Raw genomic sequence first — 18191 nt, 5'->3', positions numbered from 1 at the left:
ACACGCTCCTTGTACGGTGTACGAGATTCGTCGTACACCGTACAAAGATCCTCATACGCTGTATAGCGCTATTTCTCGTCGGTCAGGTCGTAGAGCGTCGTGCCGTCCACGGTGACCTTGGTGAACGTCGCCTCCACCCACGTCGTGATCCCGGAGCTGCCGCTGCCGCCGGGCCCGCCGCCCTGGCCGCCGGAGATGAAGTAGTGGATCTTCCCGTCCGCGACGTACTGCTTGAACTGCGCGAGGCTCGGCGACGGGTCGCTTCCGTTGAAGCCGCCGATCGCCATCACCGGCTTCTCGGTGGCGAGTTGATAGCTGGCGGCGTTCTGGGAGCCGATGGCCGCGGCGATCCAGGTGTAGTCGCCGGCGTTCTCCTTCAGCTTGGCCTCGACCTCGGCGTTGACGTTCGCGCCGTTGAGGAGACCGCCCATGCCACCGCCACCGGCGCCGCGCTCGCCCTGCCCGACGCCGGGGAAGCCGCCGGGCATCTGCCCCTGACCTTGAGGGGCTTGGCCCTGGCCCATCTGCCCGCCCGTCGGGGGCTGGCCCATACCGGCGCCCGGCATGCCGCCACCCTGCTGCCCGGCACCCTGGCCCTGCCCCTGACCCTGACCCAGCTGCCCGGGCGGCTGCATCCGCGCGCCGTCACCGCCGAGCCGCCCACCGGGACCGCCACCGCCCGGGCCACCCGGACCGCCGCGGCCACCGGCCACCGCAGGTCCCGCCGTCACGATCGAGCCCGCGTGGGCCTCGCTCACCGTCGTGAGGGAGTACGCGACGGGCCCGGCCAGCGAGGCCGCAAGACCCAAAGCCGCAGCGCCGAGCACGAGTTGGCGGCCGATCCTGCCGGCGAGCAGCAGCCCGGCCGCGGCCACCAGACCACCGATCAGCACAGCCCACCGCAGCCACGGCAGATAGTCCGTGCTCCGGCCGAGCAGTGTGTACGACCAGTACGCCGTCACCGCGACCGCGCCGCCCAGCGCCGCCGAGGCCGCGTACGAACGCCGCTCCTCCCACAGGACCGTCGCGCCCATGCCGACGAGCGCGGCGATGTACGGCGCCAGCGCCACCGTGTAGTACTCGTGGAAGATCCCGGCCATGAAGCTGAAGATCCCCGCGGTCATCAGCAGCGAACTCCCCCAGACCAGGAACGCGCCGCGGGCGGCGTCCGTGCGCTTGGCCCGCCAAGTGACAACGAGTCCCGCAACGAGCAGCAGCAGCGCGGCGGGCAGCAGCCAGGAGATCTGGCCGCCGATGTTCCCGGCGAACATCCGGTCGATGCCCGTCTCGCCCCAGCCGCCGCCACGGCCCCCGCCGCCGCCACCGACGCTTCCGGTCTCGTTGCCGTTGATCCGGCCGAGGCCGTTGTAGCCGAAGGTCACCTCCAGGAAGCTGTTGTTCTGCGAGCCGCCGATGTACGGACGCGAGGACGCGGGCCACAGCTCGACGATCGCCACCCACCAGCCGGCCGAGACAACCATCGCGAGTCCGGCCAGCGCCAGTTGGCCGAGCCGCCGCCGCAGGGTCGTCGGTGCGCACACGGCGTAGATCAGGGCCAGCGGCGGCAGGATCAAGAAGGCCTGCAGCGTCTTCGTCAGGAAGGCGAAGCCGACCGCCACACCCGCCCAGACCAGCCACTTCGTGCGCGCGCCTTCGAGGGCACGCAGCACGCAGTACACCGTCACCGTCATCAGCAGCGCGAGCAGCGCGTCCGGGTTGTTGAAGCGGAACATCAGCGCGGCGACGGGTGTCACGGCCATCGCGGCGCCCGCGATCAGACCCGCGGCGGGGGAGAAGCGCCTGCGTACGGCGCCGTACAGCACACCGACCGTCGCGACCCCCATCAGCACCTCGGGGACGAGGATCTGCCAGGAGCCGAGCCCGAAGAGCCGTACGGACAGGGCCATCGGCCAGAGCGCGGCCGGGGGCTTGTCGACGGTGATGGAGTTCGCGGCGTCGGACGAGCCGAAGAAGAAGGCCTTCCAGCTCTCGCTGCCCGCCTGGACGGCGGCGGAGTAGAAGGAGTTGGCGTAGCCGGACGCGCTCAGGTTGTAGAGGTAGAGCAGTGCGGTGAGCAGCAGAAGTCCAAGAAAGGCGGGGCGCACCCAGGCGGCGTCGTCGGCGCGACCGCGCCAGATACGGGCGCCCGGCGCGCTGGGGGCGTGCCCGGGGCCCTGCGCCACCGCGAGCCCGTCGTGGGGAAGAGTCGTCGTCATCGTGAGTTCCTTACGGTGTACGGAAGTTCGGAGGCGGGCCGCTCGTCGTCGGCAGGGACGTGGCGGTCGGCCGGGGCGTGGTCGTCGCGCCGGTCCGGGAAGACCCACGCCCGGAAGAGCAGGAAGCGCAGCATCGTGGCCGCGAGGTTCGCCGCGATCAGGACCGCGAGCTCGGTGCCGTGGGACGGCTTTGTGGCGGCCGCGTCCAGCGCGGCCAGCGAGCCGCTGGTCAGCGCGAGCCCGATGCCGAACACGACCAGACCCTGCGCCTGATGGCGTACGGCCCGCTCCCGGCCCTGGATCCCGAAGGTGAGCCGCCGGTTGGCGGCCGTGTTCGCGACGGCCGAGAGCAACAGCGCGCCCGCATTGGAGACCTGGGGCCCGACCCCCGCCCTGAAGAGCGAATACAGCAGCAGATACAGCAGCGTGGACAGCGCGCCGACCACACAGAAACCGACCAGCTGCCGGGCGAGACCACCCGGAACCCCGCTCAGCTGCCGGTCGCGCGGATCGTCGCCGAAGGGCCGCGCGAGGCGGTCCAGCGGCAGCCCGCCGACCGCCAGCGCACGCCCCACGCGCCAGACGCCCTTGAGGTCCTCGGTCGCCGTGCTCACGATGTGCACCGTCGAGTCCGGGTCGTCGACCCAGTCCACCGGCACCTCGTGAATCCGCAGCCCGGCCCGCTCGGCCAGCACCAGCAGCTCTGTGTCGAAGAACCAGCCGGTGTCCTCGACCATCGGCAGCAGCCGCTCGGCGACCTCGCGCCGTATCGCCTTGAATCCGCACTGGGCGTCCGAGAACCGCGCCGCGAGCGATCCGCGCAGAATCAGGTTGTAGGCGCGCGAGATGAACTCCCGCTTCGGCCCGCGCACCACGCGCGACGAGCGCGCGAGCCGGGACCCGATCGCGAGGTCCGAGTGCCCGGAGATCAGCGGTGCGACCAGCGGCAGCAGGGCGTTGAGGTCGGTGGACAGATCGACGTCCATATAGGCGAGTACGGGGGCGTCGGAGTGCGACCACACGGTGCGCAGTGCCCGGCCCCGGCCCTTCTCCTCCAGCCGGCAGGCCTCCACCTCGGGGATGGAGTGGGCGAGCCAGGTCGCCACCTGGGGCGTGGCGTCGGTGCTCGCGTTGTCGGCGACGGTGATCCTGAAGCTGTACGGGAAGGTCCGAACGAGGTGGTCGTGCAGTCTGCGCACGCACCGTTCGAGGTCTTTCTCCTCGTTGTGGACCGGGATCACGACGTCGAGTACGGGCCGGCCCGCGGTGTGGGCGAGCAGATGCTCCCGGGCCGGAAGAGTCCCCCTTGGGGTATCGGTTCGCATGGCACGACACTCGGCGGCCGCGCTGTCACGCCTGTGTGATGTGCCTGTGGCTCGTCTGTGAGTCGTGCGCTGCGGGCATTGCCACGGCGAAGACCGTGCGCCCCGCTTCGGAGCGCACGCTGACCGTGCCGCCGTGTGCGGTGACGACCGCCTGCACGATCGCCAGGCCGAGGCCGGTGGATCCGGCGTGCCGGGATCTGGAGGCGTCGCCGCGCGCGAACCGTTCGAAGATGTGCGGCAGCAGGTCGGGCGGAACTCCGGGGCCGTCGTCCTCGACCTCCAGCACGACGGCCTGGCTGCCCTCGCGTCGCACGCGTGCGGTGACCGTCGTACCGGGTGGTGTGTGGGTACGGGCGTTCGCGAGGAGATTGACCAGCACCTGGTGCAGGCGGGCGCTGTCGCCCAGGACCGTCGCCGGTTCCACCGGGAGCTCCAGACGCCACTTGTGGTCGTGTCCCGCCGCCTGCGCATCACCCACCGCGTCCACGACCAGCGGCGAGAGATCAGTGCTCTCGCAGGAGAGCGGGCGTCCGGCGTCGAGACGTGCCAGCAGCAGCAGATCCTCCACCAGGCCCGTCATCCGCGTCGCCTCGGCCTCGATGCGCCCCAGCGCGTGCCGGGTGTCCGCGCCGACGTCCTCGCGTCCGCGCCGGGTCAGCTCGGCGTAGCCGCGGATCGACGCCAGCGGCGTCCGCAGTTCATGGCTGGCATCCGCGACGAACTGCCGCACCCGCGTCTCGCTCTCCTGCCGCACCGCGAGCGCCGAACCGACGTGCCCCAGCATCCGGTTGAGCGCCGCTCCCACCTGACCGACCTCGGTCTGCGGATCGGCCTCGGCGTCCGGGACGCGCTCGTGCAGGGCCACCTCGCCGCTGTGGAGCGGCAGTTCGGAGACGCGGGTCGCGGTCGCGGCGACCCGCCGCAGCGGCTGCAGCGCGACCCCGACCAGGGCGGCGCCCGCGATACCTGCGGCGATCAGCCCGGCGCCGGTGACGGAGACCTCGACCAGGACCAGCGTGCCGAGCGCGTCCTGTACGTCTTTCGTCGGGATCCCGACGAGGTAGGAGCCGCGGACCCCGGTGCGGTACTCGACCCGGTAGTCGCCCCGGCCGGGCAGTTCCAGGGTGTGCGGACGGCCGTCGCGCGGGACCTTGGCCAGAGTCTTGGACTGTGCCGCGGTGAGCGGGCTCCGGCTCGGCCCCAGCGCGTCCGTCGCCCGCTCGGTGCTCGCCGCGGCGTCGAGAACCGTGCCGCTCGGGGTGAGCTGTGCGCCGACGGTGCCCACCGGCGTACCGCCGCCGGTGACGAAGTCGAGCGGATCCCTGTCCGGAAGTCCGGAGAAGGGCCGGTCCTCGACCGGGCCCGGCGGGCCGGCGGCACGCATGCCGACGGTGTCCAGCTGGGTGTCCAACTGCCCGTACAGATACGTGCGGTAGGCGATCGTCGTGACCGTACCGATCACCGCCGACACCACCGCGATCAGCGCCACCGCCGAGACCACGAGCCGGGTCCGCAGCGACCATCTGCGCCGCCGTCCACGTGCGCCGCGCACTATTCGCCCGGCTTGATCAGATATCCGGCCCCGCGCCGGGTGTGGATCATCGGCGGACGTCCCGCGTCGATCTTCTTGCGCAAGTACGAGACATACAGCTCGACGACATTGGCCTGCCCGCCGAAGTCGTACGACCACACCCGGTCCAGGATCTGCGCCTTGCTGAGCACCCGCCGCGGATTGCGCATCAAAAAGCGCAGCAGCTCGAACTCGGTCGCCGTCAGATGGATCGACGCGCCGCCCCGGCTGACCTCGTGGCTGTCCTCGTCGAGGGTCAGATCCCCGACCGCGAGCAGCGACTCACTGCGCACGGTCGCTGCCCCGGACCTGCGGATCAGACCGCGCAGCCTGGCCACCACCTCCTCCAGCGAGAAGGGCTTGGTCACATAGTCGTCGCCGCCCGCCGTCAGTCCCGCGATCCGGTCCTCGACCGCGTCCCTGGCGGTGAGGAAGAGCACCGGCACCTCGGGCAGTTCTCGCCGCAGCCGCCCCAGGACGGCGAGCCCGTCCATGTCGGGCAGCATCACGTCAAGCACCACCGCGTCGGGCCGGAAGTCGCGCGCGGAACGCACAGCGCCCGCGCCGTCCCCGGCGCTGCGCACCTCCCAGCCCTCGTAGCGCAGGGCCATCGACAGCAGCTCGCTCAGCGCCGCCTCGTCGTCCACGACGAGCACCCGGACGGGGCTGCCGTCCGGCCTGAGCATTTCGGTACGCCCCTGGGGCGAGGTCGCGGTCATGCTGGTCACCCTGCGGCCCCGCCCTGAGAGGGTCCTTGCACCTGGCTGTGAATTCCCTGAGAAAACGCTGGGCGGGGCCTAGGCCGTGTTTTAGAACTAGCGCCGTCCGCCCGTAGGGCGGGGCTCGCGGCGTCTGGTGCGTGCAATCGCAAGGCGGAGGATCATCCTCGTACTGGACGTACTTGGATGACTCCGACAACGCAGCGAGTGTGCGTGCCAGGCGTCGCGGGCCAGGCGGGAGTTCTAAAACATGGCCTAGGTGAGGCCGAAGAGAGCCGCGCCGTTGTCGTGGCACACCGCGCGCAACCAGTCGTCCCCGAGATCCAGCCGTTCCAGCGCCCGCAGTTGATGGACGTACGGATACGGAATGTTGGGGAAGTCGGTCCCGAGCAGCACCCGGTCCGCCAGCGCCGCCAGCCGGGCCCGCTCCCCTGCCGGGAAGGGGCTGAGGCGCTCACTGAAGTCCGTGAACGCCATCGTCGTGTCCAGCCGCACCTCCCGGTAGCGCTCCGCGAGATCGAGGAAGTCGGTGTACTCCGGCATCCCCATGTGGGCGACGACCAGCCGCAGCCGCGGATGTCGCGCGAGCAGGCGTCCCATCGGCTCGGGCCCGGTGTGCTTGCCGGGCACGGGCCCGGAGCCGCAGTGCGTCACCACCGGGATTCCGGCCTCGGCGAGCAGTCCCCAGACGGGCTCGAGCAGCGAGTCGTTGGGGTCGTACGCCCCCACCTGGAGGTGCGCCTTGAAGACCCGCGCCCCGCGCTCGACCGCCTCGCGCACGTACCGCTCGACGCCCTCCTCCGGGAAGAGGGTGGCGGTGTGCAGACAGCCGGGGGTGCGCTCGGCGAAGTCCGCGGCCCAGCCGTTCAGCCACGCGGCCATGCCCGCCTTGTGCGGATAGAGCATCGAGGTGAACGAGCGCACCCCGAACTCCCGCAGCAGCGCGACGCGTTCCTCTTCCTCGTGCCGGTAGGTGATGGGCCATTCCATGCCGGTCAGCGGGCCGACGGCATCGAAGTACGCCCACACCTTCCTGAGGACCTGTTCGGGCATGAAGTGGGTGTGTACGTCCACGAGTCCGGGCAGCCCGAGCCGCTGCCAGAACATCCGGACGTCGTCACTCTCGCTCAAAGCCGTAACTCCGCTCCACCTTGCCGATATGCACGCTGTAGCTCTCGTACCACTGGGCGCGTCCGCGCTTCTGCGCGGCCTGGTGCTCCAGATTCCGCTGCCAGGCGGCGATGGCTTCCTCGTCCCTGAAGTAGCCGACGGTGATCGCGAGCCCGCCGGGAGTCCTGGCCGACTCGTACCCGAGAAACCCGGGCACCTCCCGCACCAGTTCGTTCATCCGCTCGGCGGTCTCGCCGTATCCCTCGGGGCGGTCGGTACGGACGGAGGTGAAGACCACTGTGTAATAAGGCGGTTCATGCCCTGCGACAGGTCTGATGTTCTCCATGCTCATGACGCCCAGCCTCCGTTCCGGGTCGGGGAGGTGTCCAGCCTCATTGCTGTAAGGGATCCAAAGGGGATCCAAGACTTGACCATCCGGTCAGAAGAGCCCGTCCTGAACGGCCCCGCCGGCGACGTCCAGGACGGGCACCGTCACGCCCTCCCCCGGCCCGGCGCCGAGGAGCGACCAGCCCGTCATCAGCCGGGTATCGAGCACGACAAGCCCGTCGTCCGCGGTCCCCAGATGCAGATCGGGCCCGGCCGCCGCCACCACGCGCCCGGCGACGACCCCTCCGTCGGCCAGCTCGCGCACCACCGCGGTCGCGGCGGGCAGAGCATCGAGCCCGAACACCTCGGCATGGTCGACCGCCTCGAAGTCCAGCCGCTCCAGCGACTCGGCCCACCCGGCGAGCGCCACCGCGCGGCGGTGCAGCTCCCCGATCTCCGCGGCCCGCTCGGCCGCCCCGGGCATGGCGGCCCGCACGGCGCGCTTGGCGGCGTACGGAATCCGGTCCGGCACCCCCAGCGCACTGCGCAGCAGCTCCTCGGTCCTGCGCGCGGCCATCAGCGGCCCGCGCCCCAGCCAGCTGAAGACGACGGCCCCCTGCTCCAGCAGCCGCGCGGGCCCGCGCTCCTCGGCGGTGATGCCGACCTTGACCATCTGGGGACCGAACCAGGCGAGATACACGCGGTAGGTCCGGGGGTCGTCCGCGATGGTGTCGGCGGCCACCGAGTGCGCCCGGTCCAGCCGCGCGCATTCAGCACACCGCGCCTGGGTGGCCCGGCCCGCCACGACGGCCCCGAGCGGACAGGGATTGCCCCGCGCTCCTACGCAGGATCGCTCGCCCTCGGCACGGAAGCCGAGCTCCTTCCCGACGGTCAGCGGACTGACCCGCCCGCCTTCCCACGCGAGCACGGGAATCCGCGTCCCCCGCGGCCAGCTGAGCCCCGCGCAGCGCCACGCCATACACACACCTCCGGCCGAAAACGGGGACGTTACCCGAGCCCACGGACATCGCCCGCAATCGGCTCAGGCCTGCGCGGCCCTGGGCCCGGCCCCGTCCCAGACCTGGCACGGCCCCGGCACGGCCCGGCTCAGCCCCGGCCGGAGCGCGCGGACAGCCCCCGGCGCAGGCACTCGACGAGCCTCACGGCGATGCTCCCGTCGGGATCGAGACGGGGATTGAAGATCGTGACATCGAAGCCGACGGCCCGCTCGTCCCCGAGCGCGGTGCGCAGCACGCTCTCCAGCTCGGCCCAGCTCAGCCCGCCGGGAAGCCGGTAGTCGACGGCGGGCATGACCGCGTCGTCCAGCACATCCACATCGAGGTGCACCCAGTACTCCCCGAGCCGCCCGACGGCCCCCCGCGCCGCCGCCGCGGCCCCGACAGCCCGCACACCGTCGAGATCCACCGCGCCCAACTGCGGCGGCAGCGCCTGCATCCCGGCCTCCGCGGACTCGCCGGCATCCCGGAACCCGAGAGCGACGACATCCTCGTCCCGCACCAACGGCCCCAGCCCTTCAAGGTCGGCAAGGACCCGCGGTCCGCGGCCCGTCGCCAGCGCGAGCTCCATCGACGCCACCTCGCCGGCCGGCTCCGCGGACGGCTGATAGAAGTCGGTGTGCCCGTCGAGGAACAGCAGTCCGTACCGCCCCCGTCGCCGGAGCGCGAGGAGATTGCCGAGCAGGATGCTGCAGTCCCCGCCGAGGACGACAGGAAACAGCCCACGGTCAAGGACGCCGCCCACGGTGTCGGCGAGGGCGCTGGAGTACCGCGCGATACCACCCGAATTGAGCACCCCGCTCTCGGGATCGCGCCCCGCCTCGTACGCCGGCGCCTCAACCCGCCCACCCCGCACGGCCCCCAGCCCCTCCACCAGCCCGGCCCCGAGCAGCGCCCGCGGCAGCTCCTCGACCCCGGTCGGCCGCAGCCCGAGGACGGAGGGCGCCTCGATGATCGCGAGTTCCCGCACTCCGCACGCCTCCCTCGGCCTCTGGCTCGACCCGGTCAGACTAGTTGCAGCAGCGCGTGCTGCTTGGCGCGGCGAGCGGTTGCCGGTGGAGGTATGGGCGCTGAAGCACACGGGGCTACATCCGACGCATCGTCAGTTCAAGGCGGCGACGGAATGCTTCTGGCGGGTGGACCCGGCACCCGGCAACCACTACCGGGAGACCGAACTCCGAGGCGCTCGGCCGTGAGGCAGCGAACTACGGGTTGCCCCCTCGACGCGGGCACGATCGGTGCTGTAGCTGGTCCACTCGCGTTTGTTTGACCGGCTGGACTACGGCAGGCCGCCGACAGGGACAGTCAATGCGGTCGCTTCGGCCTCGGTCTCCGGGGTCACGTGGGTGTCCGGTGTACGGAACCTGTAGAGCAGGAGGAGGGCTGCTGCGGGGATGACCAGGTAGAGCAGCAGGACGATGAGGGCCTGCGTGGTTCCGTGACCGTCGAAGTAGATCGAGTTGCGGAGCAGGATGTAGGCGTTGCGGGGTGGCAAGTACGGTCCGATGGCGCGCCAGAACGCCGGTAGGTAAGGAACCCCGTTCGCTCCGCCGGATGAGGGGTTGCCGAAGAGCATGACCACGATGACGGTCACGAGGGTTCCGGCGGCTCCGAGGAGCTTTTGCAGGACGGCGGCGACGACGGCGACCGCGGCGATGACCAGGGACAGGATCGGCCAGACGAGCCAGAACTTCTCGGCGGGGTAGCCCTTCAGCCAGAAGCAGACGACGACGTTGACCAGCAGGCCGGCGACGATGGCGAACCCTGCGAGTGCGGGCAGGCGCCAGCGTCCGACCGAGGTCCCGGTCGTTGCTCTGAGCATCGTCGCGCCCATGTATCCGCCGACGAGCAGCGGGATCAGCATCAGCGACTCGACGAGGCCGAAGGGGTCCTTCTTCGCCAGCGGATGGGGCGCGTACTGCTGGACGTGGAGCGGTTGTCCGAGCTTCTTGGCGGCGACCTCGAAGTTCCCCGCCAGGTCGAGAGGCGCGACGTCACTGAGGGTGGGGACGACGAGCAGAGTGGTCGACGTCGGTCCGGGGATGAGTGCGCCATAGATCTTGGCCTGGTCGATCGCGTCTTTCACGGCGGATTCGTCGGGATACAGGCTGACCTTGAGGGACAGGTTCTTCTGGGCCGCGGTCAGGATCGGGGAGTGGCCTGTGGCACCGATCGGGAGGTCGGTCGCAACGGGCTCGTGCCCGGAGCTGATGTAGTTCGCGGTGAACAGGCACTGCATCACTCCGGCGATCGCCAAGGCGGCGAGGGCCCGCACGACGGGTCTCGGCCCGGAGGATGGTTCGGTAGTGGAACCCGCCCTGTGGGAGGGGGCTGTCCCGCCGACCGTCTTGACCGGTCGCCACCGGCCCAGGTAGCCGATGATGAAGCCCCCCACCAGCGCGTACAGGCCGAGGACGATGAGCGGCGTGGTGATGTTGTTGCCGTCGAAGTAGATGACGTTGCGCAGCAGTGTGACGGCGTGCTGGGGCGGGAAGAGGGCGCCGATGTGCTGCCAGTAGGAGGGCAGTAGGAAGAGCCCGACCCCGCCGGCCGCGGCCCCGCCCACGATGATGAACAGGATCGCCACCAGGAGAGTGCCCACGGGGCCGACGAGGCGCTGGAAGGCTGCGGCTGCGAGGGAGACGGCGGCGGTGATCAGGATGAAGCACGGCAGGAGCGGCCAGAAGTGGCTGTTGTCGTAGGCGCCGATCCCTGGCCCGGCGATCAGGTCGGTCACGAGGGCTCCGAGCGCATCGATCCGCGTGACCATGGACGTCTATATCTTCGTCCGGCTGGACACCCAACGGGCTGCCTTCGACCGCGTGAGTGATGCGCCGGCAGGCATGGACGGCAACCGGCCGGACGACGATGACGGCACGATCGGAGTAATCGCCGCGATCTGGAGGCGGTTGCCGTCAACCACCGCCGTCAACGCAAAAACCAGAGGCCCTGTCGATCTCTCGACAGGGCCTCTGGCCTGATGTGCACTCGGCAGGATTCGAACCTGCAACCTTCTGATCCGTAGTCAGATGCTCTATCCGTTAAGCTACGAGTGCTTGTGCGTCCCGGGCTTTTCTGCCCGGTCGGCGTTGCGGGAACAACATTACATGACCCGCGCCGCCAGGTGAAATCCGTTAAGCACACCCCACCTGACCTGCGAAAACGCTGCAGAAACGCCTCTCAAGCACCCCCGCGAAGCGGCCGTGAACGACCGAAGCCCCGGCCATCAGGACGGGGCTTCGGTGATCAACTGGCGGAGGCGGAGGGATTTGAACCCTCGATGGGCTTTAAAACCCAAACCGCATTAGCAGTGCGGCGCCATAGACCGGACTAGGCGACGCCTCCAGCTCACCCGCGCGGGCGCGAGTGGTGCGTGCAGATGATGACACAGCCCGGTGGGGTGTCACCAATCGCTGTCCACGGTACTAGGCACGCGGGCCACAGAGCAAAGCGCTTCTCCGGTTGCGCAACGCCGCGGCCCACGGAGCGTTAAAGATGCCGGGGCTCCGCCCCGGACGGAACCGTGACTCTCGAGCTCCAGGAGTTTTCATGCTGCGCCGCATCCTCCTCATCGCAACCGCCTCCGCCGCCGCGCTGGCCGCCGCCGTCCCCGCCGCCGGGGCCTCGTCCCTTCGGCTGCCGTTGCCGCTGCTGTCCGCGCCGGCCGAGGACGTGCTGACCGTGACCGTGTCCGACACCGCGCGGACCGACGGGATGTACGAACTTCGGTGCGGGCCCACGGGCGGGGACCACCCGGCGGCGCAGGACGCCTGCGACCGGCTGGACGAGTTGGCGCTGGAGGGGAAGGACCCGTTCGCGCCGGTGCCGCAGGACCAGATGTGTACGGAGCAGATGGGTGGTGACGAGACCGCGCGCATCACCGGCACCTGGCAGGGCCGGCAGGTGGACGCCACCTTCAGCCGGACCAACGGCTGCGAAATCTCGCGATGGCACACCATGGAGCCCGTACTGCCGAACACCAGGTCATAGGCCCAGGGCGTAGGCCGTGTGCACACAACCTTGGTGAGAGCTCCCCCTCATCCGCCGCCTCCCGCACTTCCGCTGCCTTTAGACTCCCACCAGTGACAGGCTGAAGCCCGAGGGGCAGGATGGGACCGGCCGTCCGCACCATGCAGTAGGTCAGGGAGGAACCGTCGTCGTGAGCAGCAGGCCATCCCGAGGCGCTGCTCGCCTCGCAGCCATACTCGACGCGCTCCCGGACGGGCTCGTGCTCGTCAACTGCAATGGCACAGTCGTCAACGCCAACACCATCGCCCTCGAACTCTTCGAGAGCGCGGGCACCGCACTCGTCGGGCGCGGGCTGCTCGATCTGCTGCCCTCCTTCGACTCCCGGCTGATTCCGGGCTCCATGCGCCGGCCCGAGGCGGCCGACGAGCGGGGCCGCACCAAGCCCGCCCGGATGATCGCGCGGCGTACGGACGGCAGTGAGTTCCCGGTCGAGGTCACCAGCGCGAGCCTCGAGGACGGGCGCGAGGCGTACGACTCGTACGGCGGCGGCTACACCGGTGACGAGCTGCTGATGCTCGTCGTGCGTGATCTGTCGGGGACCATGGACACCGAGGCGGAGCTCGCGCGTTCGCAGCGGCAGACCGAGATGATCCTGCGGGCCGCGTCCGAGGGTGTCGTCGGTACGGACACGGATGGGCGCGTCGTCCTGGTCAATCCGGCCGCCGCGCAGATCCTCGGGTTCCGGGCGAGCGATCTCGGCGGCCAGGAGCTGCATCCGCTGATCCTGCACTCGCGCGCGGACGGCGAGCCCTTCCCGTACGAGGGGTCGCCGCTCGCGGACACCCTCAAGTCCGGTCGCAAGCACCGAGTGCGCGGGCAGGTGCTGTGGACGAAGAACGGTTCGAAGGTGTCGGTCGATCTGACGACCGCGCCGGTACGGGACGGGGACCAGCTCGTCGGTGCGGTGATGACCTTCACCGACCGGCGCCCCTACGAGGAGCAGGCGGAGCAGCACGCCGCGGAGCTGGCACAGACGACCGAGCGACTGACGGCCGAGGTCGCGGAGACGACCGAGCGGCTGACTGCGGAACTCGCGGACAAGGCGGAGCGCTACGCCGCCGAGATCGAGGAGCGGAGCGACCGGTTCGAGGAGCTGGCCGCCCGGCATGCCCAGCTGACCGCCGTACTGGGTGAGTCGCTGCGCGGGCCGCTGGAGGAACTGCGCGCCCAACTGGGCACGCTGGCCGCCGATCCGGCCGGGCAGCTGTGGCCCGAGGCCAACCAGATCCTGCATCATCTGGCCGCCGGATATGCCCGGATGACGACGCTTGTCGACAATGTCCTGAGCTATCAGCGGCTCGACACGGGCACGGAAGAGCTGCACAAGGCCAAGGTGCTGCTCGACGGCGTCGTTGCGGCCGGTGTCGAGGGCGCGATCGAGCTGATCGGTCCGGGGCGGGCGCAGTTCGCGGTGCACTCGCCGCCGATAGAGGCCGAGGTGGACGCGGGGCGTCTGGCGACGGCGCTCGCGCATCTCGTCGCGGACGTGGCCGGGGTCGACTCGACCGGCAAGGCCCGGGTGGTTCCGGGCGGCGGCTATGTGGACTCGACGGTCGTCGTGGCGGCGGCGCAGCGCGGTGATGTCGTACGGATCGAGGTGCGCGGGCCGTTCGCTGGGGGAGACCCGGTGCACGAGCCGATGGTGCGCGGGATCGTACGGGCCCACGGCGGGGTGCTGCAGACGCACGAGGTGCCGGGGATGAGCGGCAGCGCGTACGTCCTGGAGGTGCCGCTGGGCGAGGGCTCGGGGACGGTGAAGGCTCCCCCGGCACCGGATCACGAGGCCGGTGCGCTCGCCGTGCCGGAACAGAAGGCCCCGCCTGCCACGACCGGCGGGGGCGGGCGGCGGCGCGCGCGGCGGGCCTCCACGGATGCCTTCCTGGAGAGCCCCGTGGCCGCGGAGAACCAGGCGGTCACGCAGCCGACCGGCCGCCGCAGGGGGCATGCGGGAGAGTCGCAGCAGGAGCAGACCCCCGCCCAGGAATCGGGCGAGGGGAGTGGCTCGGGGAGCGGAGGTACCGGGCGGCGTCGCGGGCGGCCGAGCCCCGCCGAGCAGGCTGTCGCGGTCGCCGCGGGAGCGGCCCCCCGGCCCTCCGAGGGTTCGGTGGTGACGGCCGCGGAGGGCGCGGCCTCGACCGGGCGCGCGGCGCTCGGCCAGACGGTGCCTCCCCAGGGCGTGCCCGTCGACCCGCAGGGAACGGGCCCCTCCGGGCGGCGCGCGCTGCGCCCCGACGGCGGGATGCCCCAGCTGCCCGCGGCTGCGACCGCGGCCCCCGCTGCCGCCCCTGCTCCGACCGCCGGGCGACGCGCCAGGCGGGCGCTGGCGGCCGCGCCGGCCGAGGTGGAGGCGGTGCGCACGGCGTTCGCGCTTCCGCCTGCCGAGGCCGACCGGGTTCCGCCGTCGGCGGGTGAGGCCGATGCCTCGCTGCCGGGCCGGCACGACGCGGTGGGCACCGAGCCGGGCACCCAGCACCACACGCCGCCGCAGCAGCATCCGGAGCCGACGGGCCGGCGCCGGGCACGCCAGGGGGCTCAGCCTCTGCCCGAGGAGACACCCGAGCCGTCTGCGGTGCAGCCCGTCGCCCAGCCCGCCGTACAGCAGGACTGGGCCGAGAACGGCACCGCGGGCAGCAGCCTCGCGGCCCTCGTCTCCGACGACTCGACCGGGCACCACGCGGCGGCCGTCGACGAGGCCGCGCAGCCGTCCGCGCCGACGCCCGCGCAAAGCCCGGCCCTGAGCCCTGGCCAGACGGTCACGGCCGCCGGTTCCGTATCGATGCCGCTGCCCGTGTCCGTCGACGGTCCCACCGCCTTGCGCGCCGCGCAGCCGCTGCCCGCCGAGGCCCCGGTTCCGGCTCCGGTTCCCGCCGACGCCTCACAGGGACGGGCCTTCAGTGTGCGCACGCTGGGGCAGGGCGTGCCGTTCTCGCAGCAGATCGCCGAGAAGCAGAACCAGACACTCGGTTCCGGCCGTCGCCGCAAACTGGCCACGCCTCCGGACGGCGAGCGGTCCGAATCATCCGCCCGTCAGCACCCGCAGGGCCCGGGTCAGACCGGTTCGCTGATGCCGGCCGAGCGGACCGAGGGCCGTGCGTACGCGATCGGCGCCCCCGACGAGGGCGCGGAGGGCCCCGAGCCGCTGGACGGCCCGGGCGGCGCGGTCGAGGTGGCCAACCGGCCGCAGCCGCAGCCCGTCGACGACGAACTGCCCCCGGAGCCGCTGGACAACCCGCGCCGTCTCCTCGTCTGGCCCGCGCCCGACGTCTCCACCCAGCAGGCGCTGAGCGACCGCGGCTACCGCCCGGTGGTCGTGCACTCGCGCGAGGAGGTCGACGCGCAGATCGCGGCCTTCCCGGCGGCGCTCTTCGTCGACCCGCTGACCGGCCCGATCACCCGGACGGCCCTGCAGTCGCTGCGGCAGGCCGCGGTGGCGGCGGAGGTTCCGGTGCTGGTGACGGCGGGGCTGGGGCAGGCGACGCGGGAGGCCGCGTACGGCGCGGATCCTGCCGTACTGCTCAAGGCGCTGGCACCGCGCGACAGCGAACAGCACCCTCCGCGCGTGCTGTTGATCGAGGAGCACGAGGAGATCGCGCTCGCGCTGTCGGCGACGCTGGAGCGTCGCGGTATGCAGGTCGCGCGCGCCGGGGCGGACACGGACGCGGTCACGCTCGCCTCCCAGATGCGGCCGAACCTGGTGGTGATGGACCTGATGCAGGTACGCCGCCGCAGGGCCGGGATCATCGACTGGCTGCGGGCGAACGGGCAGCTGAACCGCACCCCGCTGGTCGTCTACACCTCGGCGGGCCTCGACCGCGCGGAGCTGCCACGGCTCTCGTCGGGAGAGACGGTGCTCTTCCTGGCCGAACGCTCCACGAGCAGCGAGGTGCAGGCGCGCATCGTCGATCTGCTGGCGAAGATCGGTACGAACTAGCACGAAAGGGGCGGCGGTTGTGGTCCGCCGCCCCTTCGTGCGTCAACTACAGCTCCTGCGGCTCCGCCCGGCTACAGCTCCGTGACGTCCAGCTCGCCGTCCGCGTACTGCTTGCGGATCACCTTCTTGTCGAACTTGCCGACGCTCGTCTTCGGAACGGCCGGGATCACCGCCCAGCGCTCGGGCACCTGCCACTTCGCGACCTTCTCGGCGAGGAAGGCCTTCAGCGACTCGTAGTCCGCGGTCGAACCCTCCTTGAGCACTACGGTCGCCAGCGGCCGCTCGCCCCACTTGGCGTCCGGGACCGCGACCACGGCCGCCTCGGCGACCTCCGGGTGCGCCATCAGCGCGTTCTCCAGATCGACGCTGGAGATCCACTCGCCGCCGGACTTGATCACGTCCTTCGCCCGGTCGGTCAGCGTCAGGAAGCCGTCGGCGCTGATCACACCGACATCGCCGGTCTTCAGCCAGCCGTCCTCGCTGAACTTGTCCTCGGGCCTGAAGTCCTCGCCGCCCGCACCGCCGTAGTACGCGCCCGCGATCCAGCTGCCGCGCACCTCCAGCTCACCGGCCGACTCGCCGTCCCAGGCCAGGATCTCGCCGCCGGGACCGACCAGCCGCCCCTCGACACCCGCCGGGAAACGGCCCTGGGTGATGCGGTAGGGCCACTCCTCCTCCGCGCTGAGCCCGGCCGGGGGGTGAGCCATCGTGCCGAGCGGCGAGGTCTCCGTCATGCCCCAGGCGTGGCAGAGCCGCACACCCAGCTTGTCGTACGCCTCCATCAGGGACGGCGGGCAGGCCGCGCCGCCGATGGTGACCTGCGTCATCGAGCTCAGGTCCCGCGGGTTGGCGGTGACCTCGGCGAGCAGGCCCTGCCAGATGGTGGGGACGGCGGCGGCGTGCGAGGGCTTCTCGCGCTCGATCATCTCGGCGAGCGGGGCGGGCTGCAGGAAACGGTCGGGCATCAGCATGTTGATGCCGGTCATGAACGTGGCGTGCGGCAGGCCCCAGGCGTTGACGTGGAACTGCGGGACCACGACGAGGGTCGTGTCCCGGTCCGTCAGCCCCATCGACTCGGTCATGTTGACCTGCATGGAGTGCAGGTAGATGGAGCGGTGGGAGTAGACGACACCCTTGGGGTCGCCGGTGGTGCCCGAGGTGTAACACATGGCGGCGGCGGTGCGCTCGTCGAGCTGCGGCCAGTCGTACGTGCTCGGACGGCCGGCGATCAGCTCCTCGTACTCGTGCACCCGCGCCTGTACTCCGTCGAGCAGCGAACGGTCCCCGGGCCCGGAGACGACGATGTGCTCGATCGTCGGCAGGTGCGGCAGAAGCGGCGCGAGGAGCGGCAGCAGGGAGCCGTTGACGATGACGGCCCGGTCGGCCGCGTGGTTGACGATCCACACCAGCTGCTCCGCGGGCAGGCGGAGATTCAGGGTGTGCAGTACGGCGCCCATGGAGGGAATCGCGAAGTAGGCCTCGACATGCTCCGCGTTGTTCCACATCAGGGTGGCGACGCGCTGGTCGCCGTCGACTCCGAGCTCGTCGCGCAGGGCGTTGGCCAGGCGGCTCGCCCGCTCGCCGACCTCCGCGAAGCTGCGGCGCTGCGGCTCGGCCTCTCCTGTCCAGGTGGTGATCTGTGACTTTCCGTGGATCGTCATCCCATGCTGAAGGATGCGGCTCACAGTCAGCGGTACGTCCTGCATGGTGCTCAGCACGGCGTCCTCCCGGTGGGCGCTAGCGCTACGTGGCAGTAAGGGTGGGAAGATTCTGCGCACATACCGATTGGTATGTCACTACCCGGAGGTAATCAATCGGCGCCGGAAGATCAGTGCGGAAACAGCAGGGACTGCGGAAACACGCGAGACGGGAGGGGTGCGGGCGCGGCAAGCGTTAGGGGTCGGCAGGACGGGTCCGTGGGCGGAGCCGGGCCGGCAGCCGGACAGCG

Annotated in this window: 13 protein-coding genes and 2 tRNA genes; 3 read left to right on the top strand and 12 right to left on the bottom strand. The window is 71.1% G+C overall.

Translation table 11 applies throughout. The features are described from left to right. Window positions 1-68 precede the first annotated feature (68 nt). The 9 genes from OHA61_RS19735 to OHA61_RS19695 all read right to left on the bottom strand — a co-directional run bounded on the left by OHA61_RS19735 (window position 69) and on the right by OHA61_RS19695 (window position 11053). Window positions 69-2216: an ArnT family glycosyltransferase gene (locus tag OHA61_RS19735; RefSeq protein WP_406304128.1), complete on the bottom strand. Its 2148-nt coding sequence runs from the start codon at window positions 2214-2216 to the stop codon at window positions 69-71. Beyond that, window positions 2213-3541, bottom strand: coding sequence for a glycosyltransferase (locus OHA61_RS19730; RefSeq protein ID WP_406304127.1), 1329 nt, complete (start codon window positions 3539-3541; stop codon window positions 2213-2215). The genes OHA61_RS19735 and OHA61_RS19730 overlap by 4 nt, the downstream gene beginning before the upstream one ends. Before the next feature lie 25 nt (window positions 3542-3566). Continuing rightward, complete coding sequence (locus tag OHA61_RS19725; protein ID WP_406304126.1) at window positions 3567-5093, bottom strand: ATP-binding protein; 1527 nt, start codon at window positions 5091-5093, stop codon at window positions 3567-3569. Continuing rightward, window positions 5093-5830, bottom strand: a complete 738-nt coding sequence (locus tag OHA61_RS19720; protein WP_323136063.1) for a response regulator transcription factor — start codon at window positions 5828-5830, stop codon at window positions 5093-5095. The genes OHA61_RS19725 and OHA61_RS19720 overlap by 1 nt, the downstream gene beginning before the upstream one ends. Window positions 5831-6085: 255 nt before the next feature. Then, complete coding sequence (locus OHA61_RS19715) at window positions 6086-6937, bottom strand: amidohydrolase family protein (RefSeq protein WP_406307400.1); 852 nt, start codon at window positions 6935-6937, stop codon at window positions 6086-6088. Between the two features lie 10 nt (window positions 6938-6947). Next, window positions 6948-7292 (bottom strand): antibiotic biosynthesis monooxygenase family protein, encoded by a 345-nt coding sequence (locus OHA61_RS19710; RefSeq protein ID WP_406304125.1) that lies wholly within the window; start codon window positions 7290-7292, stop codon window positions 6948-6950. 87 nt (window positions 7293-7379) lie between these two features. Beyond that, window positions 7380-8246, bottom strand: coding sequence for a DUF2797 domain-containing protein (locus tag OHA61_RS19705; protein ID WP_406304124.1), 867 nt, complete (start codon window positions 8244-8246; stop codon window positions 7380-7382). Between the two features lie 128 nt (window positions 8247-8374). Then, complete coding sequence (locus tag OHA61_RS19700; RefSeq protein ID WP_406304123.1) at window positions 8375-9253, bottom strand: arginase family protein; 879 nt, start codon at window positions 9251-9253, stop codon at window positions 8375-8377. 309 nt (window positions 9254-9562) lie between these two features. Continuing rightward, window positions 9563-11053: a hypothetical protein gene (locus OHA61_RS19695; RefSeq protein WP_406304121.1), complete on the bottom strand. Its 1491-nt coding sequence runs from the start codon at window positions 11051-11053 to the stop codon at window positions 9563-9565. Between OHA61_RS19695 and OHA61_RS19690 the strand changes: the two genes are divergently transcribed. Then, window positions 11052-11264, top strand: a complete 213-nt coding sequence (locus tag OHA61_RS19690; RefSeq protein WP_406304120.1) for a hypothetical protein — start codon at window positions 11052-11054, stop codon at window positions 11262-11264. The genes OHA61_RS19695 and OHA61_RS19690 overlap by 2 nt on opposite strands. A 2-nt stretch (window positions 11265-11266) precedes the next feature. On the opposite strand, the gene OHA61_RS19685 is transcribed toward OHA61_RS19690, so the two are convergent. Next, window positions 11267-11339 (bottom strand) — tRNA-Arg (locus OHA61_RS19685). A gap of 195 nt (window positions 11340-11534) precedes the next feature. Continuing rightward, window positions 11535-11628: transfer RNA gene (locus OHA61_RS19680), tRNA-Ser, on the bottom strand. A 204-nt stretch (window positions 11629-11832) separates the two neighbouring features. On the opposite strand from OHA61_RS19680, the gene OHA61_RS19675 reads away from it, so the two are divergent. Continuing rightward, window positions 11833-12273, top strand: a complete 441-nt coding sequence (locus tag OHA61_RS19675; RefSeq protein ID WP_406304119.1) for an SSI family serine proteinase inhibitor — start codon at window positions 11833-11835, stop codon at window positions 12271-12273. A gap of 169 nt (window positions 12274-12442) precedes the next feature. After that, window positions 12443-16243, top strand: a complete 3801-nt coding sequence (locus OHA61_RS19670) for a PAS domain-containing protein (RefSeq protein ID WP_406304118.1) — start codon at window positions 12443-12445, stop codon at window positions 16241-16243. A gap of 71 nt (window positions 16244-16314) precedes the next feature. Here the strand turns inward: OHA61_RS19670 and OHA61_RS19665 are convergent, their stop codons facing one another. Continuing rightward, window positions 16315-17961, bottom strand: coding sequence for a long-chain fatty acid--CoA ligase (locus OHA61_RS19665; protein ID WP_406304117.1), 1647 nt, complete (start codon window positions 17959-17961; stop codon window positions 16315-16317). Window positions 17962-18191: the final 230 nt, after the last annotated feature.

Origin of the sequence: Streptomyces sp. NBC_00885, assembly GCF_045207475.1 — a bacterium.
In the GTDB taxonomy this organism is placed as follows: Bacteria; Actinomycetota; Actinomycetes; order Streptomycetales; family Streptomycetaceae; genus Streptomyces.
The sequence above is the reverse complement of the archived record's forward strand: the minus strand, read 5'-3'. Positions and strand labels throughout refer to the sequence as shown.

Bases quoted from the DNA above. Each gene is read 5' to 3' on its own strand.
- OHA61_RS19735 (WP_406304128.1), bottom strand. From the start codon at position 2,216: ATGACGACGACTCTTCCCCACGACGGGCTCGCGGTGGCGCAGGGCCCC.
- OHA61_RS19730 (WP_406304127.1), bottom strand. From the start codon at position 3,541: ATGCGAACCGATACCCCAAGGGGGACTCTTCCGGCCCGGGAGCATCTG.
- OHA61_RS19720 (WP_323136063.1), bottom strand. From the start codon at position 5,830: ATGACCGCGACCTCGCCCCAGGGGCGTACCGAAATGCTCAGGCCGGAC.
- OHA61_RS19715 (WP_406307400.1), bottom strand. From the start codon at position 6,937: ATGTTCTGGCAGCGGCTCGGGCTGCCCGGACTCGTGGACGTACACACC.
- OHA61_RS19710 (WP_406304125.1), bottom strand. From the start codon at position 7,292: ATGAGCATGGAGAACATCAGACCTGTCGCAGGGCATGAACCGCCTTAT.
- OHA61_RS19705 (WP_406304124.1), bottom strand. From the start codon at position 8,246: ATGGCGTGGCGCTGCGCGGGGCTCAGCTGGCCGCGGGGGACGCGGATT.
- OHA61_RS19690 (WP_406304120.1), top strand. From the start codon at position 11,052: ATGGACGTCTATATCTTCGTCCGGCTGGACACCCAACGGGCTGCCTTC.
- OHA61_RS19695 (WP_406304121.1), bottom strand. From the start codon at position 11,053: ATGGTCACGCGGATCGATGCGCTCGGAGCCCTCGTGACCGACCTGATC.
- OHA61_RS19675 (WP_406304119.1), top strand. From the start codon at position 11,833: ATGCTGCGCCGCATCCTCCTCATCGCAACCGCCTCCGCCGCCGCGCTG.